Origin of the sequence: Marinobacter nitratireducens, from assembly GCF_000708045.1 — a bacterium.
Classification (GTDB): Bacteria; Pseudomonadota; Gammaproteobacteria; order Pseudomonadales; family Oleiphilaceae; genus Marinobacter; species Marinobacter nitratireducens.
Window position 1 is genome coordinate 323,486 of record NZ_ANIE01000007.1, and the last position, 18,462, is coordinate 341,947.

Here is an 18,462-nt window from a genome sequence, read left to right on the forward strand (position 1 = left end):
TTTCCTATACTGACGGTGTCACTTCCAACCAACAGATCGGGAAAATGGACATACACTCAGACCACCGCTTTGCAATCAACCTGAACGTTCGCGGCATCCAGCCTTCATCCACTCTGCGCATCAACGAACTGAGCAACCAACTCAAGTCCGAAGGAAAAGACATCATCAAACTTGGGCTGGGACAGTCTCCTTTCCCGGTTCCCGATCGTGTGGTCGAAGCGCTACAGACCCATGCTCACGAAAAAGACTACCTGCCCGTGAAAGGACTCAAGGGCCTTCGTGAGTCCATTGCCGGCTACATCAACCGCAGCCAGCGCACCCGGTGTTCCTGGGAAGACGTCCTCATTGGCCCCGGCTCCAAGGAACTGTTGTTCATTCTTCAACTCGCTTACTACGGCGACCTGCTGATTCCGCGCCCAAGCTGGGTTTCCTATGCGCCACAGGCTCGCATCATCGGGCGCTCAGTGCACTGGTTACCAACCCATGCCGAGAACAATTGGCAGCTCACTGCCGAGGAGCTCGACATCATTTGCCGGGACGACCCGACCCGCCCACGCATCCTGATCCTCAACTACCCCTCGAACCCGACGGGTTGCACCTACACCGACGATCAGCTGCTGGCCATCGCCAACGTCGCCCGCAAGTACAAGCTGATCCTTCTCTCCGACGAGATTTACGGCGAGGTTCACTTCGAGGGCAAGCACAAGTCCATTGCCCGCTATTATCCTGAGGGCACCATCATCAGCACCGGCCTGAGCAAATGGGCAGGTGCAGGCGGCTGGCGGTTAGGGTCGTTCATCTTCCCGCCGGAACTTCGTCCGCTTCTCGACGCCATGGCCATCATTGCCAGCGAAACCTTCACGTCCACCAGCGCTCCAATCCAGTATGCGGCGATTACCGCATTCAATGGCGGTGAGGATATCGACGAGTACCTGGTCCATTCACGGCGGGTTCTGAAAGTTATTGGCGAGTACATTCACCGCCGAATGACGGATATGGGTGCCATCGTGCAAAAACCCCAGGGCGCTTTCTACCTGTTCCCGGACTTTTCCGCGTTCCGGGAACGACTGGACCGGAAAGACATCAAGACCAGCCAGGCGTTCTGCCAGGCATTGCTGGAAAACACCGGCGTGGCCATTCTCCCCGCCAGTGACTTCGGCTTTGTTCCCGACCACCTGGCCGCCCGGCTGGCATTCGTGGACTTCGATGGGGCCGAGGCTCTGAAGCTGTCCGCGGGGGATTTCGCACAGATTGAGCTGGGCGACGACTTCGTGGCCCAGGCCTGCCCCCGTTTGGTCAAAGCCATGGACAAGATGCAGAGCTGGCTGAACAGCCTCTGACCCTGCCGTGCTAAACTGGCGCCCTCACTCATTTTCGAGATCCTGGGGGCGCCATGTCCGATCCTGTTTCCCTTGTCGACATCACCGACTTTGCCGAATCCCTCGCCCGTGAGGCTGGTGAACTGATCCAGCAGGAGCGTGAACAAAACACTCTGCGCACCGATTACAAGAAACAGACCGAGTTGGTAACCCACGCCGATGTGATGGCGGACGAGTTCATTACCGGAGCCATCCGGCAACGGTTCCCGGACCATCGGATTCTTTCCGAAGAAACCATGCCCGACCTGAGCCAGGCCGAGGAACTGGAGACACCACTGTGGATCGTTGACCCCATCGATGGCACCGTTAACTATGCCTATGGTCATCCCCAGGTCGCCGTGTCCATTGCCTACGCCGAGAAGGGCCGGGTTCAGGCCGGCGTTGTTCACGCACCTTTCCCCGCTGAAATCTTCCGTGCCACAAGGGGCAGAGGCGCTACCCTCAATGGTTCCTCCATCACCCACAGCGGCGCGACTGTGCCCCGCGAGTCCCTCTTCGCCACCGGGTTCCCGTACACCAAGGACGATCTGGAACCGCTGGTTAAACGCCTGGATGCCATGATCCACCAATGCCGCGATCTTCGCCGGATCGGCTCTGCTGCTCTGGATATCTGCTGGGTGGCGTGTGGGCGACTGGACATCTACTACGAAAACGTCAGCCCCTGGGACTTCGCCGCCGCCCGCCTGATTGCCCTGGAGGCCGGTGCCACCGCAGGCCACTTCAGCGACGTGCCGGATGGGTACCCGGCTGACTTGTGGGGTCGAGATATTTTGATCTCAGCTCCTGAGATCTGGGAGCCCATCCGCGCTATTCTTCGGTCCGCCTCAGGGTACGAATGAGCTTGAGAGTTTCCGGTTAGTATCTTGCCCCAAGCCCTCGAGGTGTGGGGGCTGGAACGGGCGGGGCACGCCTCCACAGAACCGCTACGGGCACGTCCGTGTGCGCTTGTTTCCGGCCGTCCTTGGCCTCCAACATTCTGTGGAGGCGCACCCCACCCGTTCCGAATCTACGTTGATTGCAGACCGCTGAATGGCGCAAGTCTAATCGGGAGGGTTGTTTAAAACGTTTTTCCTTGCGGATATCGAGATGCCGGAGAAGCAGTGTCGGGAAGGGCGTTTCCGGAATGTCGGAGGCCATGGATGGCCGGAGTCAAGCGCACATGGATGTGCTCGTAGCGGTTCCGGAAACGCCCTTCCCGACACTGCCAACCTCCCCAGCCTTCAGGCTACGAACCGAGGGCAAACACCCAAGCTCACCCCCAAACGGCCTCAGAAACTAACCCCCAACTTTCATCAAACTCGGAAGACGGCAACCGGGAGAACGAAGAGCGGACGAAGCGCTGGATACGGCCCTCTATGAACACCATCACGAAGTCAGAACCGCGGGCAGCGCTGGTACGTGGGCGCAGGCCCTGGCGGATTTCACCTTCCTTGAGGGTCTGGCGAATCTGGGTTTCCAGGCGTTCGTAAAACTGCGAGGCCCGCTTTCGAAGCGCTTCGTCTTCGCCCATGAGCGCATCGCCGGTGAGCACGCAGCATAGCCCCGGATTACGCTCGGAGAACACCAACACCAGATTGGCGAGTTGCTGCAAGCGGGTGCGGACATCCTCCTGCTCCTGAAGGATCACCTGGCAACGGGAGAACACCGCTTCCTCGGCAAACTCGATAAGAGCTTCGAACATTTTCCGCTTGCTGGGAAAATGGCGGTACAGGGCGGCTTCGGTAACGCCGACGGAGCGTGCCAGGCCGGCCGTGGTGATGCGGGCACCGGGGTCCTGCTCCAGCAGGGCCACCAAAGCATGGAGTATCGCCTCACGGCGACTGGGTTTCTGGTCGGTCATGTTGGAAGTACAGCGCTGATTAGTCGTTATCGGGGCCGGTCATTCGGTGCCAGCCCTCGTTTATTGGAATTCGGGATTGTGCCCGAGATCAGAAAAAGGTGCCATCAATGGGCGAGGATGCGCTCGCATAGAGTTTTTTCGGCATCCGGCCTGCCAGGTAGGACTCGCGCCCTGCTTCGATCCCCAGACGCATGGCGTTCGCCATCCGGATCGGATCCTTGGCCTGGGCAATCGCGGTGTTCATCAGCACGCCATCACAGCCCAGTTCCATGGCGATGGTGGCGTCCGAGGCGGTTCCCACGCCAGCATCCACCAGCACTGGCACGCTGGCATTTTCAACGATCAGGCGGATATTGTAGCGGTTCTGAATGCCCAGACCGGAGCCGATGGGTGCACCGAGGGGCATGATGGCCACGCAGCCCATCTCTTCGAGGCGCTTGGCAAGCAGCGGGTCATCGGAACAGTAAACCATGATCTTGAAGCCATCCTTGATCAGCTCCTCCGCAGCGACCAGGGTTTCGGTCATGTTCGGATAGAGCGTCTTCTCCTCACCGAGGACCTCCAGTTTGACCAGGTCATGGCCATCCAGGAGTTCACGGGCCAACTTGCAGGTACGGACCGCGTCTTTGGCGGTGTAGCAGCCGGCGGTATTCGGCAGAATGGTGTAGTGCTCCGGCGAGATCACGTCCAGCAGGTTCGGCTCATCCGGATTCTGGCCCAGATTGGTCCGGCGAACGGCAACGGTTACGATCTCCGCACCACTGGCTTCGATGGCGTGGCCGGTTTCCATCATGTCCCGGTATTTGCCTGTGCCAACAAGCAGCCGTGATTGATAGGTCCGGCCGGCAATCTCAAGGGGTTTATCTTCGGGAAGCTGAATCGCTGGGGTCTCGCTCATGTTGTTCCTGGAGTGTTGATAAATGGAGTTTCGTGGCTTCAGCAGGTACGGACGGTCAGCCGCCACCAATCGCATGGACCACTTCCACCCGGTCACCATCACTGAGCACAAAGTCAGGATGCTGGCTGCGGGGCACAATATCCTCATTCACTTCTACGGCCAGGCGTTTACCCGCCAAAGCCATCTGTTCGATCAGCGTGGCCACGGTGGCGCCGGAAGGCAACTCCATGGCATCACCATTCACTTGAACTTGCATTGATGCTTTCAACCTCTGATTGACGTTGGTGTTGCCCGCGGTTTCAGCGGCGAAGTGCTGCTACCGCCAGCAGGATCCAACCCACCATGAAACAGACACCACCGAGCGGCGTAATCGGGCCTATCCCGCGGATGTCGGTGAGAACGATCAGGTAGAGGCTGCCGGAAAACAAGACAATCCCCGCGAAGAAAAAGCCAGCACCGATGCCCAACAACCGTTGACTCAACCCTGTCGCAGCTAAAAGTCCCACCAGGATCAGCCCGAGAGCGTGGTACATCTGGTAGGTTACAGCCGTCTGGAATACCTCGAGCCCCCGCGCATCCACAATGTGCCGTAAACCATGGGCGCCAAAAGCGCCCGCCATCACCGCGATCAAGGCACAAATGGCGCCGAGCACCACAGGCCACTTCAGAGCACGCTCAGCAATCACAGTGAATCTTTTCTCCGGTGTCCAGGTTCATGATGGTCAGGGCGCCGCCCCATACGCAACCGGTGTCCAGCCCGACAAACTGGTCATTGCCGGTCTGTCCTTCCAACGCCGCCCAGTGGCCAAACACCACCCTGGCAGTATCCCGCCGGGCAAATTGGAACCAGGGCGCAAACCCTCCGGGAGCGTGATCGGCCGATTCCTTCGTCGCCAACTCAAGGGTGCCATCCTCGGCAATGAACCGCATCCGGGTAAAGTAGTTGGTGATGATCCGCCACCGATCCATCCCTGCAAGGTTATCATCCCATCGGGCGGGTTCGTTACCGTACATATGGCTGAAGTACTCGGTCGCCTCCGGCCCGCGAATGACCGCTTCCACTTCCCGCGCGCAGGCCACGCCCTGATCAATACTCCAGATATGGGGAATGCCGGCGTGTGCCATCACCAGGTTTCGTTCCGGGTCATGAATACAGAGATTCTGCTGGCGCAGCCAGGCAATCAGCTCGTCATGGTCCGGTGCTTCGAGAATGTCCGAAAACGTATCTTTCTTGCGAACCTGGTGTCCGCCAAGGGCGACCGCAAGCAGATGCAGATCATGGTTACCCAGCACGACGACGGCAGAGTCACCCAGCCCCGACAGGTATCGAAGGGTGTCCAGGGACGAAGGGCCGCGATTGATCAGGTCACCAGCCACCCATAGGCGATCCCGCGACGGGGAAAAATCAACCCGTTCCAGGACCTCCAGCAGCCGCAGATAGCAACCCTGAATGTCGCCAATGGCGTAGTCAGTCATGACTTACCTCTTCAGCCTCCGAATCGCTCGACTTGTTGTCATACACCAGGTCCGCAATCTTCACGAAATCCGCCAGGCTCAGGTTCTCCGGGCGGAGGCCATCGTTGATACCGAGAGACTGCAGCTGATCCACCGTGACCATGGCCGCCAGCGCCTTGCGAAGGGTTTTCCGACGGGCATTGAAGGCTGTCCGGACGACCGCCTGGAGGGTGGACAGGTCCCGGGCAGGATGCGGCAAGGTGTCGTGGGGCACCAGCCGAACGATGGCCGAATCCACTTTCGGCGCAGGCCTGAAGGCTCCTGGCCCCACTTCAAACAGGGGCTGAACCTTGCAGAAATACTGGGCCATGATCCCGAGACGACCGTAGTGGTTATCCCCGGAGACTGCCGCCAGTCGCTGCACCACTTCTTTCTGCAACATGAAATGCATGTCTTGCACCACCCCGGCCTGCTCCAGCAGGTGGAAGATCAGGGGGGTAGAAATGTTGTAGGGCAGGTTGCCGACAATCCTCAATGGCTTGCCATCCCGGACCAGCTGGCTGAAGTCGAACTTCAAGGCATCCGCTTCATGGATTCGGAATTCCGGGTAGTTGAAGAACTTGGTGCGCAACACCGGAATCAGGTCACGGTCCAGCTCTACCACCTGCAAAGCCGGGTTAACAGAGAGAATCTCTTCGGTCAGTGCGCCAAGCCCGGGACCGATTTCAACCATCACATCGTCCGGTTTGGGGTTGATGGCGCGCACGATCTTTTCGATGACACCGGGATCGTGCAGAAAGTTCTGGCCGAAACGTTTTCGGGCCTGATGTCCGTGTTTGTTGCTCACAACTGATTCTCTTGATTGGCGGCTTTACGGCCCTTGGCCATCTGGGCACCGACCCGAATGGCGGTATGCAGGCTACCGGCATCGGCCTTGCCGGTACCGGCCAGATCCAGCGCTGTGCCATGATCCACCGAGGTTCGCACGATGGGAAGGCCGAGGGTGATATTCACAGCCCGGCCAAACCCCTGAAATTTCAGTACCGGCAGCCCCTGATCATGATACATCGCCAGTGCGGCATCCGCCTGATCCAGCCAGTGTGGGGTAAACAGGGTGTCTGCCGGCAACGGCCCAACCAAATCGAGGCCTTCCGACCGGAGCTTTTCCAGAGTCGGTTCGATGACATCAATTTCTTCAGTACCAAGATGGCCACCTTCCCCGGCGTGGGGGTTCAAGCCAGCCACCAGAATTCTCGGTTTTTCAATGCTGAAGAATGTTTTCAGGTCCGCCGCCAGTATACGGCTGACCTGGGACAGCCGGTCTGGCGTGATCGCCGCAGAAACATCTTTGAGCGGTAAATGAGTGGTCACCAGGGCCACGCGTAAGTCTTCCGTGGCGAGCATCATGACCACCCGCTCCACACCACACAGTTCCTGCAGGAATTCGGTGTGTCCACTGAAGGCGATGCCGGCGTCGTTGATGACACCCTTGTGGACCGGCGCGGTGACCATGCCGTCAAAATCGCCGGCCAGGCAACCTTTGGCCGCTACCGTCAGGGTTTCCAGAACATAACCACTGTTTCGGGCATCCAGCACGCCAGGCTGATAGTCAACGCAGCCTTCCACATGTCGGACCGACAAACGCCCGGGCTCGGTTTCCGCTGGCTGACCAGGCACCCAGTCATGCAGGGCTACCGTCTGGCCCAGCTGTTCTGCTCTGGCCTCAAGCAGCGCCCGACTGGCCACCACAACAATGCCCGCGTCCCGCGCTTCCAACGCCAGCTGCAGGCACAGCTCCGGCCCGATGCCGGCTGGCTCACCCGCAGTCAGCGCAAGAATGACGGGCGCATTCATGAGTTCTCGCCCTCAGCCTCCGGCTCAGGTGCATACGGACCCTTGAATTCAACAAAGGCCTCGTCACGGATTTCCCTCAGCCAGTTCTGCAGCTCGGTCTCAAACTTGCGGCGGTATATGGTCTGGCGGGCCTCGGCCTCTTTGACCTCACCGCTGACGTCTCTCTGGCGACGCTCCTGAACCTGCAGGATATGCCAGCCAAACTGAGAGCGGAATGGCCCTTTGAACTCGCCGATATCGGCATTGAGCATCGCACGCTCAAACGCTGGTACCATCTGGCCTTTGCTGACCCAATCGAGATCACCGCCAGCCGATCCGGATACCGGGTCATCGGAGTATTCCCGGGCCAGTTCCGCAAAGTCGGCGCCATCCTGGAGCTGTTGGTAGATATCTCGGATTTTTTCTTCCGCCAGCGCCTCCGGTACCGCCTCGGACGGCCGGATCAGGATATGGCGGACCTTATGCTGCTGGATCACCTTCTTTTGGTCACCGCCGCGCTTATCCATCACCATGACCAGGTGGAAACCGCTATTGTTCTTCAGAACCTCAGACGGCGTACCCACCGCCAGGTCCGGTACGATCGGAGCGACCAGCGAAGGCAGCTGGCTCTCGCTGCGCCAGCCCATATCGCCTCCTTCGAGCGCGTTGGCGGCATCCGATTCAGCAACGGCAACCTCACGGAAATCACGTCCGTTCATAATGTCCTGGCGGAGCGATTCCGCCTTGCTCCGGGCCCGGGCCACCGCCTCTTCGTTGGACGGATCCGTGACTTCGATATAAATGTAGGCCAGACGGTACTCCGCACCATTACTGCCCCGGTCATCCAGTGCCTGAAGGTAGTTTTCCACTTCACGGTCGGTGACCCGCACCCGGTTACCCACCTGCCGCTGTTGCACCCGACTGGTGAGCATTTCGTTGCGGATCTGTTCACGGGCCTGACGGTAGGTCACGCCCTCGGCCGCCAGTTGCTGCTCAAAATCCGCCATGGTCATGCCGTTGCGCTGGGCAATGTTTCGCATGGTCTCGTTGAGTTCGTTGTCACTGATGCGCATCCCCATCCTGTCAGCTCGCTGAAGCTGGATGGATTCTGTCACCAGCTGCTCGAGCACCCGCTGTTCCATGATGCTTCTCGGCGGCAACGCGGTACCCTGGGAACTGAGCCTGTTCGAGATGGTGTTGATTCTGGCATCCAGCTCGGTCTGCAGAATGACGTCGTCCTCAACAATCGCCACCACCTGATCCAGCAACTGGCGCTCGGCCTGCACCGTCGTGGTAATGGAAACCGCCAGAAACATCAGCAACGTCTTAATACCCTGGCGAAGAGTCGCCTTCATAAACACCTCTTGATCAAAGTTAGCTGAGCGCGATGCCCGCGGTTAGTCCTCTTTTCCGTCACGGAGTTCCGAACCGGCGACGCTCGCGCTCATCAAAGCCGTAGATGGCCTCGGAGATCCGGGACGACGAACCGCCACTGCCTCCAAGCCCTTTGAGTTGAACCTGGAACAGTATCCGACTGTCCAGCTCCTGATCGTCGGTCAGGTAGTTCTGATGCACCACCTGAACACTCCAGCAACAGTTGTTATATTCCACGCCTGCCAGCGAACCTACCGTCCGATCCAGAATTGAATCGTGCACCCAGCGACCGATCAGACTGACCTGGTCGGTCACCGGCAGGACACCGGCAATGTCCGTCTGCTCCAGCTCGGCCCGGCTATAGGTATGGCCAATGCTGGCGAGGTATCGGTAATCGTCGGAGTGGAAGATCAGCTGGCTGCGCCCTTCTTCGGTATCTCCGGTATCGGGATCCCAGAGACCGGACGACCGGATTTCCAGCGTGTCCAGGGGGTGCAACACCAGTTCACCCGCAAGCGGAGATCGGCTACGGGTACCCGCACCTTCGCCGAACAGCGTCACTTCCCGATCCTCAAAATACTGCACCTGACCGATGCTGAATCGAGCACGCTCCGCACCGGTCACCAGGTCATTGAAACGGCTGGTCAGGGCAACGGTCAACTGGTTGGCATCTCCCACCCGGTCACCGCCGGAAAAACGGTCCGGCTGAAAGAGCTGATCAAATCGGAAGGTTTTCAGATCCGTGTCAAAATCCGGGATCTCGTTCTGGTCGGCATCGGCATCAGCCCAAACATAGTAAAGCCTCGGCTCCAGGGTCTGGTTGTAGGGCACATCAAACAATGTCGACCGGCGATCGAAATAGAGCCCATTATCCCATTCCGCCACCGGCACGGTGCGGTCGAATCGGCCATCTCCCAGGGAATAGTCGTCCAGTTGGTAGCGAGTGTAATCCACACTCACCGAGGGTCGGCTGAAGCCCCACAGCGAACGCATGGGCAGCGCCAGCTCAGGAATCGCCCGCAGACGCTGTCCGGTGGCCCGATCCAGGCCGGTCAGGGTTTCGTTGTCTCGATCGAACCAGGTGTACTGGCTTTCCAGACCGGCCTCGAACCAGCCAAGCTCCGCCGTGCCGCCGTAGAGCACTTCCGGCAGCTGCGCGTAGGGTTTGTCGACCTCTGCGATCCGGTCAGCAACGGTCTGGTAATCATTCAGGTAGATTTCAAAATACTGGGCATCACTCCGGTAACGCAGCCCGCCCTTGCGCTGAAGATGGGTGGCCGTATTGATCGCCAGGCTGCGGTTCAGGTCTCCCAGATAATCCTCGTCGCTGACCACAGAGAAATCGCCGTACCCTGACCAACCATAACCAAACTCGGCGCGGGTGGTCGCATCCAGCGCCCATCGCTCGCCATCCGCTCCCGGGTTCTCATCCTCGTACGCGGAATCGTTGCCGATGTAGCCAACCTGCAAAACGGTCTCTCCGAGACCGCTCAGATAACGTCCTTCGGCTTCGGTAAACAGTCCGCGGCCATGGTGGTACTGGGGGGTCAGTGTGGCGTCGTAGTGCGGCGCCAGGTTGAGATAGTATGGAACCGCCAGGAAGGCCCCGCTACCGGCACTGGAGGAACCGAATTGCGGGTACAGGAAACCGGTCTTGCGGCGGTCATCAATCGGAAAGCTGGCCCACGGCCAGTAGAAGACGGGCACATCCAGCACTTCCAGGCGCACATGTTTTGCGGTGCCGAAGCCCTCTGCCCGTTTCAGTTCGATTTCCGATGCAACAATCGCCCAGTCATTCCGACCCGGCCCACAAGTGGTCAGCAGCCCATCCCGGATGTCCACCTGGTCACCTGCCAACCGGGTCAGGCTTGCCGCGCTGCCGCGCATTTCCGGGCCATGCAGGAGGAAGGTCGCGCTATTAATGTCAAACCGACCGGTATCAACCTGATAGTCCGCACGCTGGCCGGTCAGCAGGAAGCCCTGCCCCCGACTCACCAGTGGCCCGGATATGGAAACGGCATTCTGCTGCTGATCGTAGCGAGCGGACGATCCGTTCACCTGGAAACCACCCTGCCTGAGCTGAACGTCACCATCCAACTGCAGCGTCTGATCAATCTCATAACGGGCATTGAGACTGCTGGCTTCCAGGGGAGCGACAGAACCGGTTTCGGCTCCGAGTGCATCTCCAACCCCGTCGCCTGACGGCAAGTAGCCGCCCTCGCAGAAGGCAGGCAGCCTGTTTCTGACAGACTCCGGTAATTCGGCCTTTGGCCGCCAGTCCATCTCGGCCGCAGTGGGTGCCGGCTCCGCCAGCGACTGCCCGCTCACCGCGCCAACCACCAGCAGCCCGGCGATCCGGCACACAGGCTTCAGCAAAGGGCGTTCGGGAAATGGCACAGTCGCGAATTCCTGTTCCGGATGAGTGGTGGGTATCGTGTCATTTAACAGGCGCCTAGTTTACACGTGCCCCTCAGGCTTGTTAACGGAAACTCCGCTGCAAAACCGATTTACCCCCTTTATACTCCTCTGCTAACTTTCGAAGACAGTAACAACCCATTATTCAGGAAGACCAACCAGACCATGGATACACGCCTGCAGGAGCTGACCGACTGGGTCAGACAGTTCCCCGGATTCGACCAGGCCTCCGCCGAACCGGTCTCCGGCGATGCCAGCTTCCGACGCTATTTCCGGGTTTGGCGAAATAACAGCACTTCCACGCCAGTGATCGTGATGGATGCGCCTCCCGAGCACGAAGATTGCGGGCCATTCGTCGCCATTGCGACACATTGGCACCGGCAGGGAATTGACGTACCCGAGATCCTGCAGCAGAACCTGCAACGCGGATTCCTGCTGCTGGAAGATCTGGGCGACCACCTCATGCTCGGGCAGCTCGACAATGACTCCGCAGACCGTCTCTACCGGGGCGCGCTGAGAGAGCTGGTTGATATCCAGAAGGCAACGCCACCGGCGGATTACCCTTTACCGCCCTATGACCAGGCATTGCTGGACCGGGAAATGGCCCTGTTCCCCGACTGGCTACTGGAAAAGCAACTAGGCATGGAACTGAGCAACGGCGAGCGCTGCCTGCTCGACACCGCCTTTGCCTTTCTCCGTGAGAGCGCGCTGGCGCAGCCAGAGGTGACCGTGCACCGGGACTACCACTCGCGCAACCTTCTGGTTCGCCCTGGAACTGACCGCCCCGGCGTCATCGACTTCCAGGACGCCGTCAGCGGCCCGGTGACCTATGACGCGGTGTCCCTGTTAAAGGATTGCTACATTGAGTGGCCCGAGCCGAAAGTCGCCGAGTGGTTGGAGTTCTTCCGGCAGCTCAGCCTGGACGCTGGCCTTCACAAGGCCGACCCGGAGACGTTCCGTCAGTGGTTTGAGCTGATGGGCATGCAACGACACCTCAAGGCCTCGGGCATTTTTGCCCGGCTCGCGATTCGCGACGGCAAGACCGGTTACCTGAACGACATTCCTCGCACCGTCGGTTACCTCATCAGCGCCAGCAGCCGCCAACCCGCCCTCCGCCATTTCCATGAGTGGCTGCTCGAAGGGGTAATGCCGGTGGTCGAACAAAAACTCGGCACCCCATCCGACACGGAGCTCTGACACCGGTGAAAGCCATGATTCTTGCTGCTGGCAAAGGCGAACGCATGCGCCCACTTACCCTGACCACCCCCAAGCCCTTGCTTGAAGTCGGTGGCAAGGCGCTGATCGTGCACCATCTGGAGAATCTGGCGCGGGCCGGCTTTCATGACGTGGTGATCAATCATGCCTGGCTCGGCGAGCAGATCGAAACGGCTCTTGGCCACGGGGAACGTTTTGGGCTGACCATCGAATACTCCCCCGAGGGCTCGCCGCTGGAAACCGCAGGCGGCATTGTTCGCGCACTGCCACGACTGACCAAGACTGGCAGCGAGTGGTTTCTGGTGATCAATGGCGACATCTGGAGCGATTTCGACCTGACTACTCTGACGCCACCAAAAGACCGGGATGCGCTGCTGGTGCTCACCGATAACCCACCCCATCATCCGGACGGAGATTTCCACCTTGGAGCCGACGGTGTGGTCTCCGACACCGGTGAAAGCCGGCTTACGTTCACCGGCATCAGCCTGTTGCACCGGCGCCTGTTTGACGGTCTGGATGATCAGGCCGGAAAGCTCGGACCAGTGCTGCGCCAGGCCATGTCACGGAACCGGGTGGCCGGCCTCTACCACCCCGGGCACTGGGTAGACGTGGGTACGCCGGAGCGTCTTGGCGAACTGGACCAGAGACTAAGAGCCGGAGCGTATTGAGTCGTGACCAGAAACAGCCCACCACCCACATTGCCTGCACGGATGGAAGCGGAGTTTTCCGGCCTGCTGCGGGAACTGGCCGCGTGCGGGCATCAGGCGCCGACCCTTCTCGACCGGGCTCGACTGCCCGGCTGGTGCCGGCGACCGCTGTTTTTCTTTCTCGGTTACATCGCCAAGGCCGAGGGCCGGGTCACCGAGGCAGACATTGGTTATGCCGAGGGCGTCATCAAGGCCCTGAAGCTGTCCCAGCGCCAGAGAAAACGAGCCATCAACTGGTTCCAGGAAGGCAAATCGGTCAACGAATTACCGCGCGTCAGGGGGCTGTCATTCCGCTTGAGCAACCGCCTCTGGCCGGCGCCTGCCATCACCGTGGCCATCTGCCTGTGCCATGGCTCGCAATTAAAAGGGCAGCCCGGCAAGTCCCGCCGATACCGGTGCGAGGATGCCATCGACCAGATGGGCCTGCCGGTCTCCGTCAGCGACGACATTTTCGAGAGCTACGCCAGCAAAGTCTGGCGGCGCCAGGCAGACAATCTGCCGCAGCCAACAAGCTATGAACAGGCCTGCCAGCTGCTGGGCGTCACTAGACGCGAGACTCTGACCGACATCAAGCGCGCCTATCGACGCAAAGTCTCCGAGTGCCACCCGGACAAACTGGCACAACAGCACATGGACGCCATCGAACAACGCGCCGCCAAGGACCGCCTACTGCGCTACCAGCAAGCCTGGGAACTGATCAAACGACGTCACAAGGCCGCCCGCTAAAGGTACGGAAACCCGTCCTTATCCCGACGTGGACGTCTTCGTTAGCCAGGCCGCAATCCGGCTGGCCATCGCCTCACCGGACAATTCCAGTTCCAGCACCTGAAGGCCATTTGCGGCCTTCCGACGCTCAGCCACGGCAAGCTTCTGCGTCGGATAAAACACCGGCTCCACCCAGATCAGGCCCACGGGTTCGGTGCCCTCCCAGGCTTCCTCGACCAGATAATTGCAGGCATGCCCAACGCCCACCAGCGCGATCCTCTGGTACCCCTGCCCGGCAAGATCCGCCAGCCCGGCTTCCACCAGCTTACGCACATGGGCATAGTGGCGCTCCAGGGGATCATTACCTGTGCCGGATTCGTCCATCATATCGATCATCACCGACGAGCCACCCTGCTCGCCGCCATCACTCTTCGCCTCGTCACCAGCATCCGACGCCACCACCGGCTGCTCCAGCAGGCGCTGCAATCCGGGCCCCGGCGCTTCCATCCCGAGAGTCAGCGCCGCCCAACCCCGTTCCGCCAGGTGACGACCCAGATCGCCGGCAAGCCCCGAGGCCGCCGTTTCACCAACATCCGCCAAAATCAGAGCCGCGCCGGCCGCCGGCGGATCCTGCTCGGGAAACATCAAGCCAAGCGCCCGGCCATCATTCTCCAGCTCCAGCCAACGGGCGGCGTCGGGAAAGCGTTCAGCGAGGGACTGCTGCCCCACACCAGTATAGACCGCTGACCGCGCCTGCTCATCGCCCGACACACCCTCACACAGCCCTGTAAACAGGGCCAGCAAAAGCAACAAAAAACGTCTTTGACGATTGAGCATGAATACGGCTCCGAAAAAACCATCCAAACTGTTAGACTAGCACTCGATTTAGCGTGCGGCAGGCGCTGCACAACTATTGCCCGAGATCGAGAGAGCCGCCATGAATCCCTACCTGATCGCCCCGTCCATCCTGTCCGCCGATTTTGCTCGCCTGGGCGAGGAAGTCGATAACGTCCTGAATGCTGGTGCCGACGTTGTTCACTTCGACGTCATGGACAACCATTACGTACCAAACCTGACAATCGGCCCCATGGTCTGCGAGGCTCTCCGCAAACACGGCGTCACAGCGCCCATCGACGTGCACCTGATGGTATCGCCGGTCGACGATCTGATCCGCATGTTCATCGACGCAGGGGCCAGTTATATCACTTTTCACCCGGAAGCCAGCAACCACATCGACCGCTCACTTCAGCTGATCCGTGACGGCGGCTGCAAGGCCGGTCTGGTTTTTAATCCGGCGACCCCGCTGAGCTACATCGACCATGTCATGGACAAGCTGGATATGATCCTGCTGATGTCGGTGAACCCGGGCTTTGGTGGCCAGAAATTCATTCCCGGCACCCTCGACAAACTGCGTGAAGCCCGCAAGCGGATCGACGCCAGCAACTACAACATCCGGCTCGAAATCGATGGCGGCGTGAAAACCGACAATATCCGTGAAATTGCCGAAGCCGGTGCCGACACCTTTGTGGCCGGCTCTGCCATCTTCAACACTGATGATTACAGGGCCACCATCGACGCCATGCGCGCCGAACTCGAGCAGGCCCGCAGGGCTGTCGGCCAATGAGCCTGAGCGGCCTGTTCAATGCCCGCTGGCCAGGCGTTGCCCTGTTCGACCTGGACGGCACTCTGGTTGACAGCGCTCCGGATCTCGCGGCCGCCGTTGACCAGATGCTTGAACATCTGGGCCGCACGCCCGCAGGTCTGGACAGGGTGCGCGATTGGGTCGGCAATGGCGCTGCGATCCTGGTGCGTCGGGCACTGGCCGGAAAGACCAATTGGGAGCCTGCGGAACCGAAGGACGACGCTCTTTTCAAGGACGCCCTGGCTATTTTTTATCACTGTTATGGTCAGCACAACGGTCGTCACGCCCAGGTCTTTGAGGGTGTAGTGCCCTGTCTTGCGCACCTGAAAGCGCTGGGCTGCCGCCTGGGAATCGTGACCAATAAACCCGATCAGTTTGTGGCTCCCTTGCTCGAGCAAACCGGACTGGACCAATGGTTTGAACTGTCGATTGGTGGCGATACCCTGGCCGTCAAGAAGCCGGACCCTGCTCCGCTGCTGCATGCCATGGAACAGCTCGGGGGCAGCCCCGGCACCACGGTCGTGATTGGGGACTCCGCCGCAGACGTGAATGCCGCACTTGCAGCCAATATTCCATGCGTTGCCGTGCGCTACGGGTACAACTTTGGCGGCTCCGTCGATAGCCTCGGCGCAGACGCAGTTGTTGATTCGCTGGCCGAGCTTTTGTAACCTCCAAGGACGTTCTCATTGAATACTTCAATTTTTCGGGAGATTCCTGCCGTGCAGGGACTGAATCTGACAGCAGCGCGAGGCATCCTCACAACCCGCGCAACACGATGGTGGCGATGGCGCACCGGCTGAGTAAGCCCGGCGGCTGACTGGCGCCTGCCTGTCGAGACCGCACCACCAGCGAAGAAGCCATCGGGGCTTTTCCTTCGCTCACGCAGATCAGATTTCAGGAAACCGAGACATGACACCCGAGCAATTTTCCGAGCTCGCCCAAGCCGGCTATAACCGAATCCCCGTCTTCCGCGAAGTACTTGCCGATCTCGACACGCCACTGAGCACCTATCTCAAGCTTGCCAGCGGCCCCTATTCCTACCTGTTCGAATCCGTGCAGGGCGGTGAGAAATGGGGTCGATACTCGATCATTGGCCTGCCCAGCCGAGAAGTGCTCAAGGTCTATGACCACCGCATCGAAATAAGCCGAAACGGCGAGATCGTGGAACAATCCGAGGTGGCAGATCCACTGGCCTTTGTGGACGAGTACCAGGCACGTTTCAATGCGCCGGATCTTCCGGAGCTGCCCCGTTTCAATGGCGGGCTGGTCGGCTACTTCGGCTACGACACCGTGCGCTACATTGAGAAACGCCTGCGCCCCAGCTGCCCGCCCGACAAGATCGGCACACCCGATATCCTGCTGATGGTGTCGGATGAGATCGTTGTCTTCGACAACCTGCGTGGCAAGCTGCACCTGATCGTACACGTAGATCCGGCCGATCGGGGCGCGTTCGAACAGGCCCAGGCAAGGATCGATGAGCTGGAAGCCAAACTGCACCGGCAGACGGCCAACGCGCCCAGAACCCCGGAACACCTGCGCGGAAAGGTGGTTGATGAAAGCGACTTTGTCTCCGGCTTTACCCAGGACAAGTTCGAGGCCGCGGTCGACAAGATCAAGGAGTATGTGCTGGACGGAGACGTGATGCAGACCGTCATTTCCCAGCGCATGTCCATTCCGTTCGAAGCACCGCCCCTGAACCTCTACCGCTCGCTGCGAGTACTGAATCCGTCGCCTTACATGTACTTCCTGGACCTGGAAGACTTCCACATTGTGGGCTCGTCGCCGGAAATTCTGGCCCGGGTCGAGGATGAAGAGGTCACGGTGCGCCCCATCGCCGGCACCCGTAAACGCGGCGCAACCGATGCTGAAGACAATGCACTGGAGAAGGAGCTGCTGGCCGACCCCAAGGAAATCGCCGAGCACCTGATGCTGATCGATCTGGGCCGAAACGATGCCGGCCGGGTCTCGGAAACCGGCACGGTGAAGCTGACCGACAAGATGATCGTGGAGCGCTATTCCCACGTTATGCACATTGTCTCCAATGTGACCGGCCGCTTGAAAGAAGGCACCAGCTGCCTGGACGTGCTGCGCGCCACGTTGCCTGCCGGCACGCTTAGTGGCGCTCCCAAGATCCGCGCCATGGAAATCATCGATGAACTGGAACCGGTCAAGCGCGGCGTCTACGGCGGCGCGGTCGGTTACCTCTCGTTCAACGGCAACATGGACACCGCGATCGCTATTCGTACCGCCGTCATCAAGGACGACACGCTGCACATCCAGGCCGGTGCCGGTGTGGTGGCCGACTCTGTTCCCCGCCTCGAGTGGAAGGAAACCATGAACAAGGGGCGCGCCATTTTCCGGGCCGTCGCCATGACCTATAACGACTACGATCACTGAGGCGGAGGAACGAATTATGTTGCTGATGATCGATAACTACGATTCCTTCACCTATAACGTGGTCCAGTATCTCGCCGAACTTGGCGCCGACGTTCAGGTATACCGCAATGACGAGATCACTGTGGAGCAGATTGAAGCCCTGAAGCCAGAGCGTCTGGTGGTTTCTCCGGGCCCCTGCACCCCCAACGAGGCCGGCATTTCCATGGACGCGATTCGGCATTTCGCTGGCAAGCTCCCCATTCTCGGCATCTGCCTTGGCCACCAGTCCATCGGGCAGGTATTCGGTGGTGACATCATCCGCGCCGGACGGGTCATGCACGGCAAGGTATCGCCGGTGTACCACAACGATATTGGTGTGTTTCGCGGGCTGAGCAATCCGTTGCAGGCAACCCGGTACCACAGTCTGGTGATCGACAAGAATACCCTGCCGGATTGCCTGGAAGTCACCGCCTGGACACGCAATGAAGACGGCTCCATTGAAGAAATCATGGGTGTCCGCCATAAAACCCTGCCGATCGAAGGCGTTCAGTTCCACCCCGAATCCATCATGACGGAACAGGGCCATGAATTGCTGCGCAACTTCCTGAGAACATAACAAGAGG

19 protein-coding genes are annotated in these 18,462 nt (G+C 59.8%); 9 read left to right on the forward strand and 10 right to left on the reverse strand.

The features are described from left to right. Positions 1–44 precede the first annotated feature (44 nt). Both D777_RS12655 and D777_RS12660 read left to right on the forward strand, forming a co-directional pair. Entirely contained in the window at positions 45–1,340 is a 1,296-nt protein-coding gene (locus D777_RS12655; RefSeq protein ID WP_036132710.1) for a pyridoxal phosphate-dependent aminotransferase, read from the forward strand. Positions 1,341–1,393: 53 nt separating this feature from the next. Next, a complete protein-coding gene (locus tag D777_RS12660; RefSeq protein WP_036132712.1) occupies positions 1,394–2,218 on the forward strand; it encodes an inositol monophosphatase family protein in 825 nt (274 codons plus the stop codon). A gap of 413 nt (positions 2,219–2,631) precedes the next feature. Here the strand turns inward: D777_RS12660 and slmA are convergent, their stop codons facing one another. From slmA to D777_RS12705, 9 genes are all read right to left on the reverse strand, one after another. Further along, positions 2,632–3,219 (reverse strand): nucleoid occlusion factor SlmA, encoded by a 588-nt coding sequence (gene slmA, locus D777_RS12665; RefSeq protein WP_036132714.1) that lies wholly within the window; start codon positions 3,217–3,219, stop codon positions 2,632–2,634. A gap of 88 nt (positions 3,220–3,307) precedes the next feature. Next, the gene (locus D777_RS12670) at positions 3,308–4,117 is read right to left on the reverse strand and encodes a thiazole synthase (protein WP_036133097.1); all 810 of its coding nucleotides are present in this window, start codon (positions 4,115–4,117) and stop codon (positions 3,308–3,310) included. 55 nt (positions 4,118–4,172) lie between these two features. Next, entirely contained in the window at positions 4,173–4,373 is a 201-nt protein-coding gene (thiS, locus tag D777_RS12675) for a sulfur carrier protein ThiS (protein WP_036132716.1), read from the reverse strand. A gap of 43 nt (positions 4,374–4,416) precedes the next feature. After that, positions 4,417–4,770 (reverse strand): DUF423 domain-containing protein, encoded by a 354-nt coding sequence (locus D777_RS12680; protein ID WP_081849562.1) that lies wholly within the window; start codon positions 4,768–4,770, stop codon positions 4,417–4,419. A gap of 22 nt (positions 4,771–4,792) precedes the next feature. After that, the gene (locus D777_RS12685; protein WP_036132719.1) at positions 4,793–5,593 is read right to left on the reverse strand and encodes a symmetrical bis(5'-nucleosyl)-tetraphosphatase; all 801 of its coding nucleotides are present in this window, start codon (positions 5,591–5,593) and stop codon (positions 4,793–4,795) included. After that, positions 5,586–6,419 (reverse strand): 16S rRNA (adenine(1518)-N(6)/adenine(1519)-N(6))-dimethyltransferase RsmA, encoded by an 834-nt coding sequence (rsmA, locus tag D777_RS12690; protein ID WP_036132720.1) that lies wholly within the window; start codon positions 6,417–6,419, stop codon positions 5,586–5,588. The genes D777_RS12685 and rsmA overlap by 8 nt, the downstream gene beginning before the upstream one ends. Beyond that, the gene (gene pdxA / locus D777_RS12695; protein WP_036132721.1) at positions 6,416–7,426 is read right to left on the reverse strand and encodes a 4-hydroxythreonine-4-phosphate dehydrogenase PdxA; all 1,011 of its coding nucleotides are present in this window, start codon (positions 7,424–7,426) and stop codon (positions 6,416–6,418) included. The genes rsmA and pdxA overlap by 4 nt, the downstream gene beginning before the upstream one ends. Continuing rightward, entirely contained in the window at positions 7,423–8,760 is a 1,338-nt protein-coding gene (locus D777_RS12700; RefSeq protein WP_036132723.1) for a peptidylprolyl isomerase, read from the reverse strand. The genes pdxA and D777_RS12700 overlap by 4 nt, the downstream gene beginning before the upstream one ends. A gap of 58 nt (positions 8,761–8,818) precedes the next feature. Next, positions 8,819–11,062, reverse strand: coding sequence for an LPS-assembly protein LptD (locus D777_RS12705; protein WP_201443376.1), 2,244 nt, complete (start codon positions 11,060–11,062; stop codon positions 8,819–8,821). 297 nt (positions 11,063–11,359) lie between these two features. Here D777_RS12705 and D777_RS12710 point away from each other — a divergent pair, with 297 nt between their 5' ends. The 3 genes from D777_RS12710 to D777_RS12720 are packed head-to-tail and all read left to right on the forward strand — an operon-like array spanning position 11,360 to position 13,842. Then, positions 11,360–12,391 (forward strand): aminoglycoside phosphotransferase family protein, encoded by a 1,032-nt coding sequence (locus D777_RS12710; protein ID WP_036132725.1) that lies wholly within the window; start codon positions 11,360–11,362, stop codon positions 12,389–12,391. Between the two features lie 5 nt (positions 12,392–12,396). Beyond that, positions 12,397–13,077 (forward strand): N-acetylmuramate alpha-1-phosphate uridylyltransferase MurU, encoded by a 681-nt coding sequence (gene murU, locus D777_RS12715; RefSeq protein ID WP_036132726.1) that lies wholly within the window; start codon positions 12,397–12,399, stop codon positions 13,075–13,077. Between the two features lie 3 nt (positions 13,078–13,080). Further along, positions 13,081–13,842 carry a DnaJ domain-containing protein gene (locus D777_RS12720; RefSeq protein ID WP_036132727.1) on the forward strand — a complete coding sequence of 254 codons (762 nt, stop codon included), beginning with the start codon at positions 13,081–13,083 and terminating at the stop codon, positions 13,840–13,842. An 18-nt stretch (positions 13,843–13,860) separates the two neighbouring features. Here the strand turns inward: D777_RS12720 and D777_RS12725 are convergent, their stop codons facing one another. Then, positions 13,861–14,658 carry a DUF3530 family protein gene (locus D777_RS12725; protein WP_051669091.1) on the reverse strand — a complete coding sequence of 266 codons (798 nt, stop codon included), beginning with the start codon at positions 14,656–14,658 and terminating at the stop codon, positions 13,861–13,863. Between the two features lie 100 nt (positions 14,659–14,758). Between D777_RS12725 and rpe the strand changes: the two genes are divergently transcribed. The 4 genes from rpe (at position 14,759) to D777_RS12745 (ending at position 18,455) form a co-directional block, all read left to right on the forward strand. Beyond that, the gene (gene rpe, locus D777_RS12730; RefSeq protein WP_036132728.1) at positions 14,759–15,445 is read left to right on the forward strand and encodes a ribulose-phosphate 3-epimerase; all 687 of its coding nucleotides are present in this window, start codon (positions 14,759–14,761) and stop codon (positions 15,443–15,445) included. Continuing rightward, positions 15,442–16,131 carry a phosphoglycolate phosphatase gene (locus D777_RS12735; protein WP_036132729.1) on the forward strand — a complete coding sequence of 230 codons (690 nt, stop codon included), beginning with the start codon at positions 15,442–15,444 and terminating at the stop codon, positions 16,129–16,131. The genes rpe and D777_RS12735 overlap by 4 nt, the downstream gene beginning before the upstream one ends. Positions 16,132–16,372: 241 nt before the next feature. Further along, positions 16,373–17,860 (forward strand): anthranilate synthase component I, encoded by a 1,488-nt coding sequence (trpE, locus tag D777_RS12740; RefSeq protein WP_036132730.1) that lies wholly within the window; start codon positions 16,373–16,375, stop codon positions 17,858–17,860. Between the two features lie 16 nt (positions 17,861–17,876). Further along, the gene (locus D777_RS12745; protein ID WP_036132732.1) at positions 17,877–18,455 is read left to right on the forward strand and encodes an aminodeoxychorismate/anthranilate synthase component II; all 579 of its coding nucleotides are present in this window, start codon (positions 17,877–17,879) and stop codon (positions 18,453–18,455) included. The last annotated feature ends 7 nt before the right edge of the window (positions 18,456–18,462 follow it).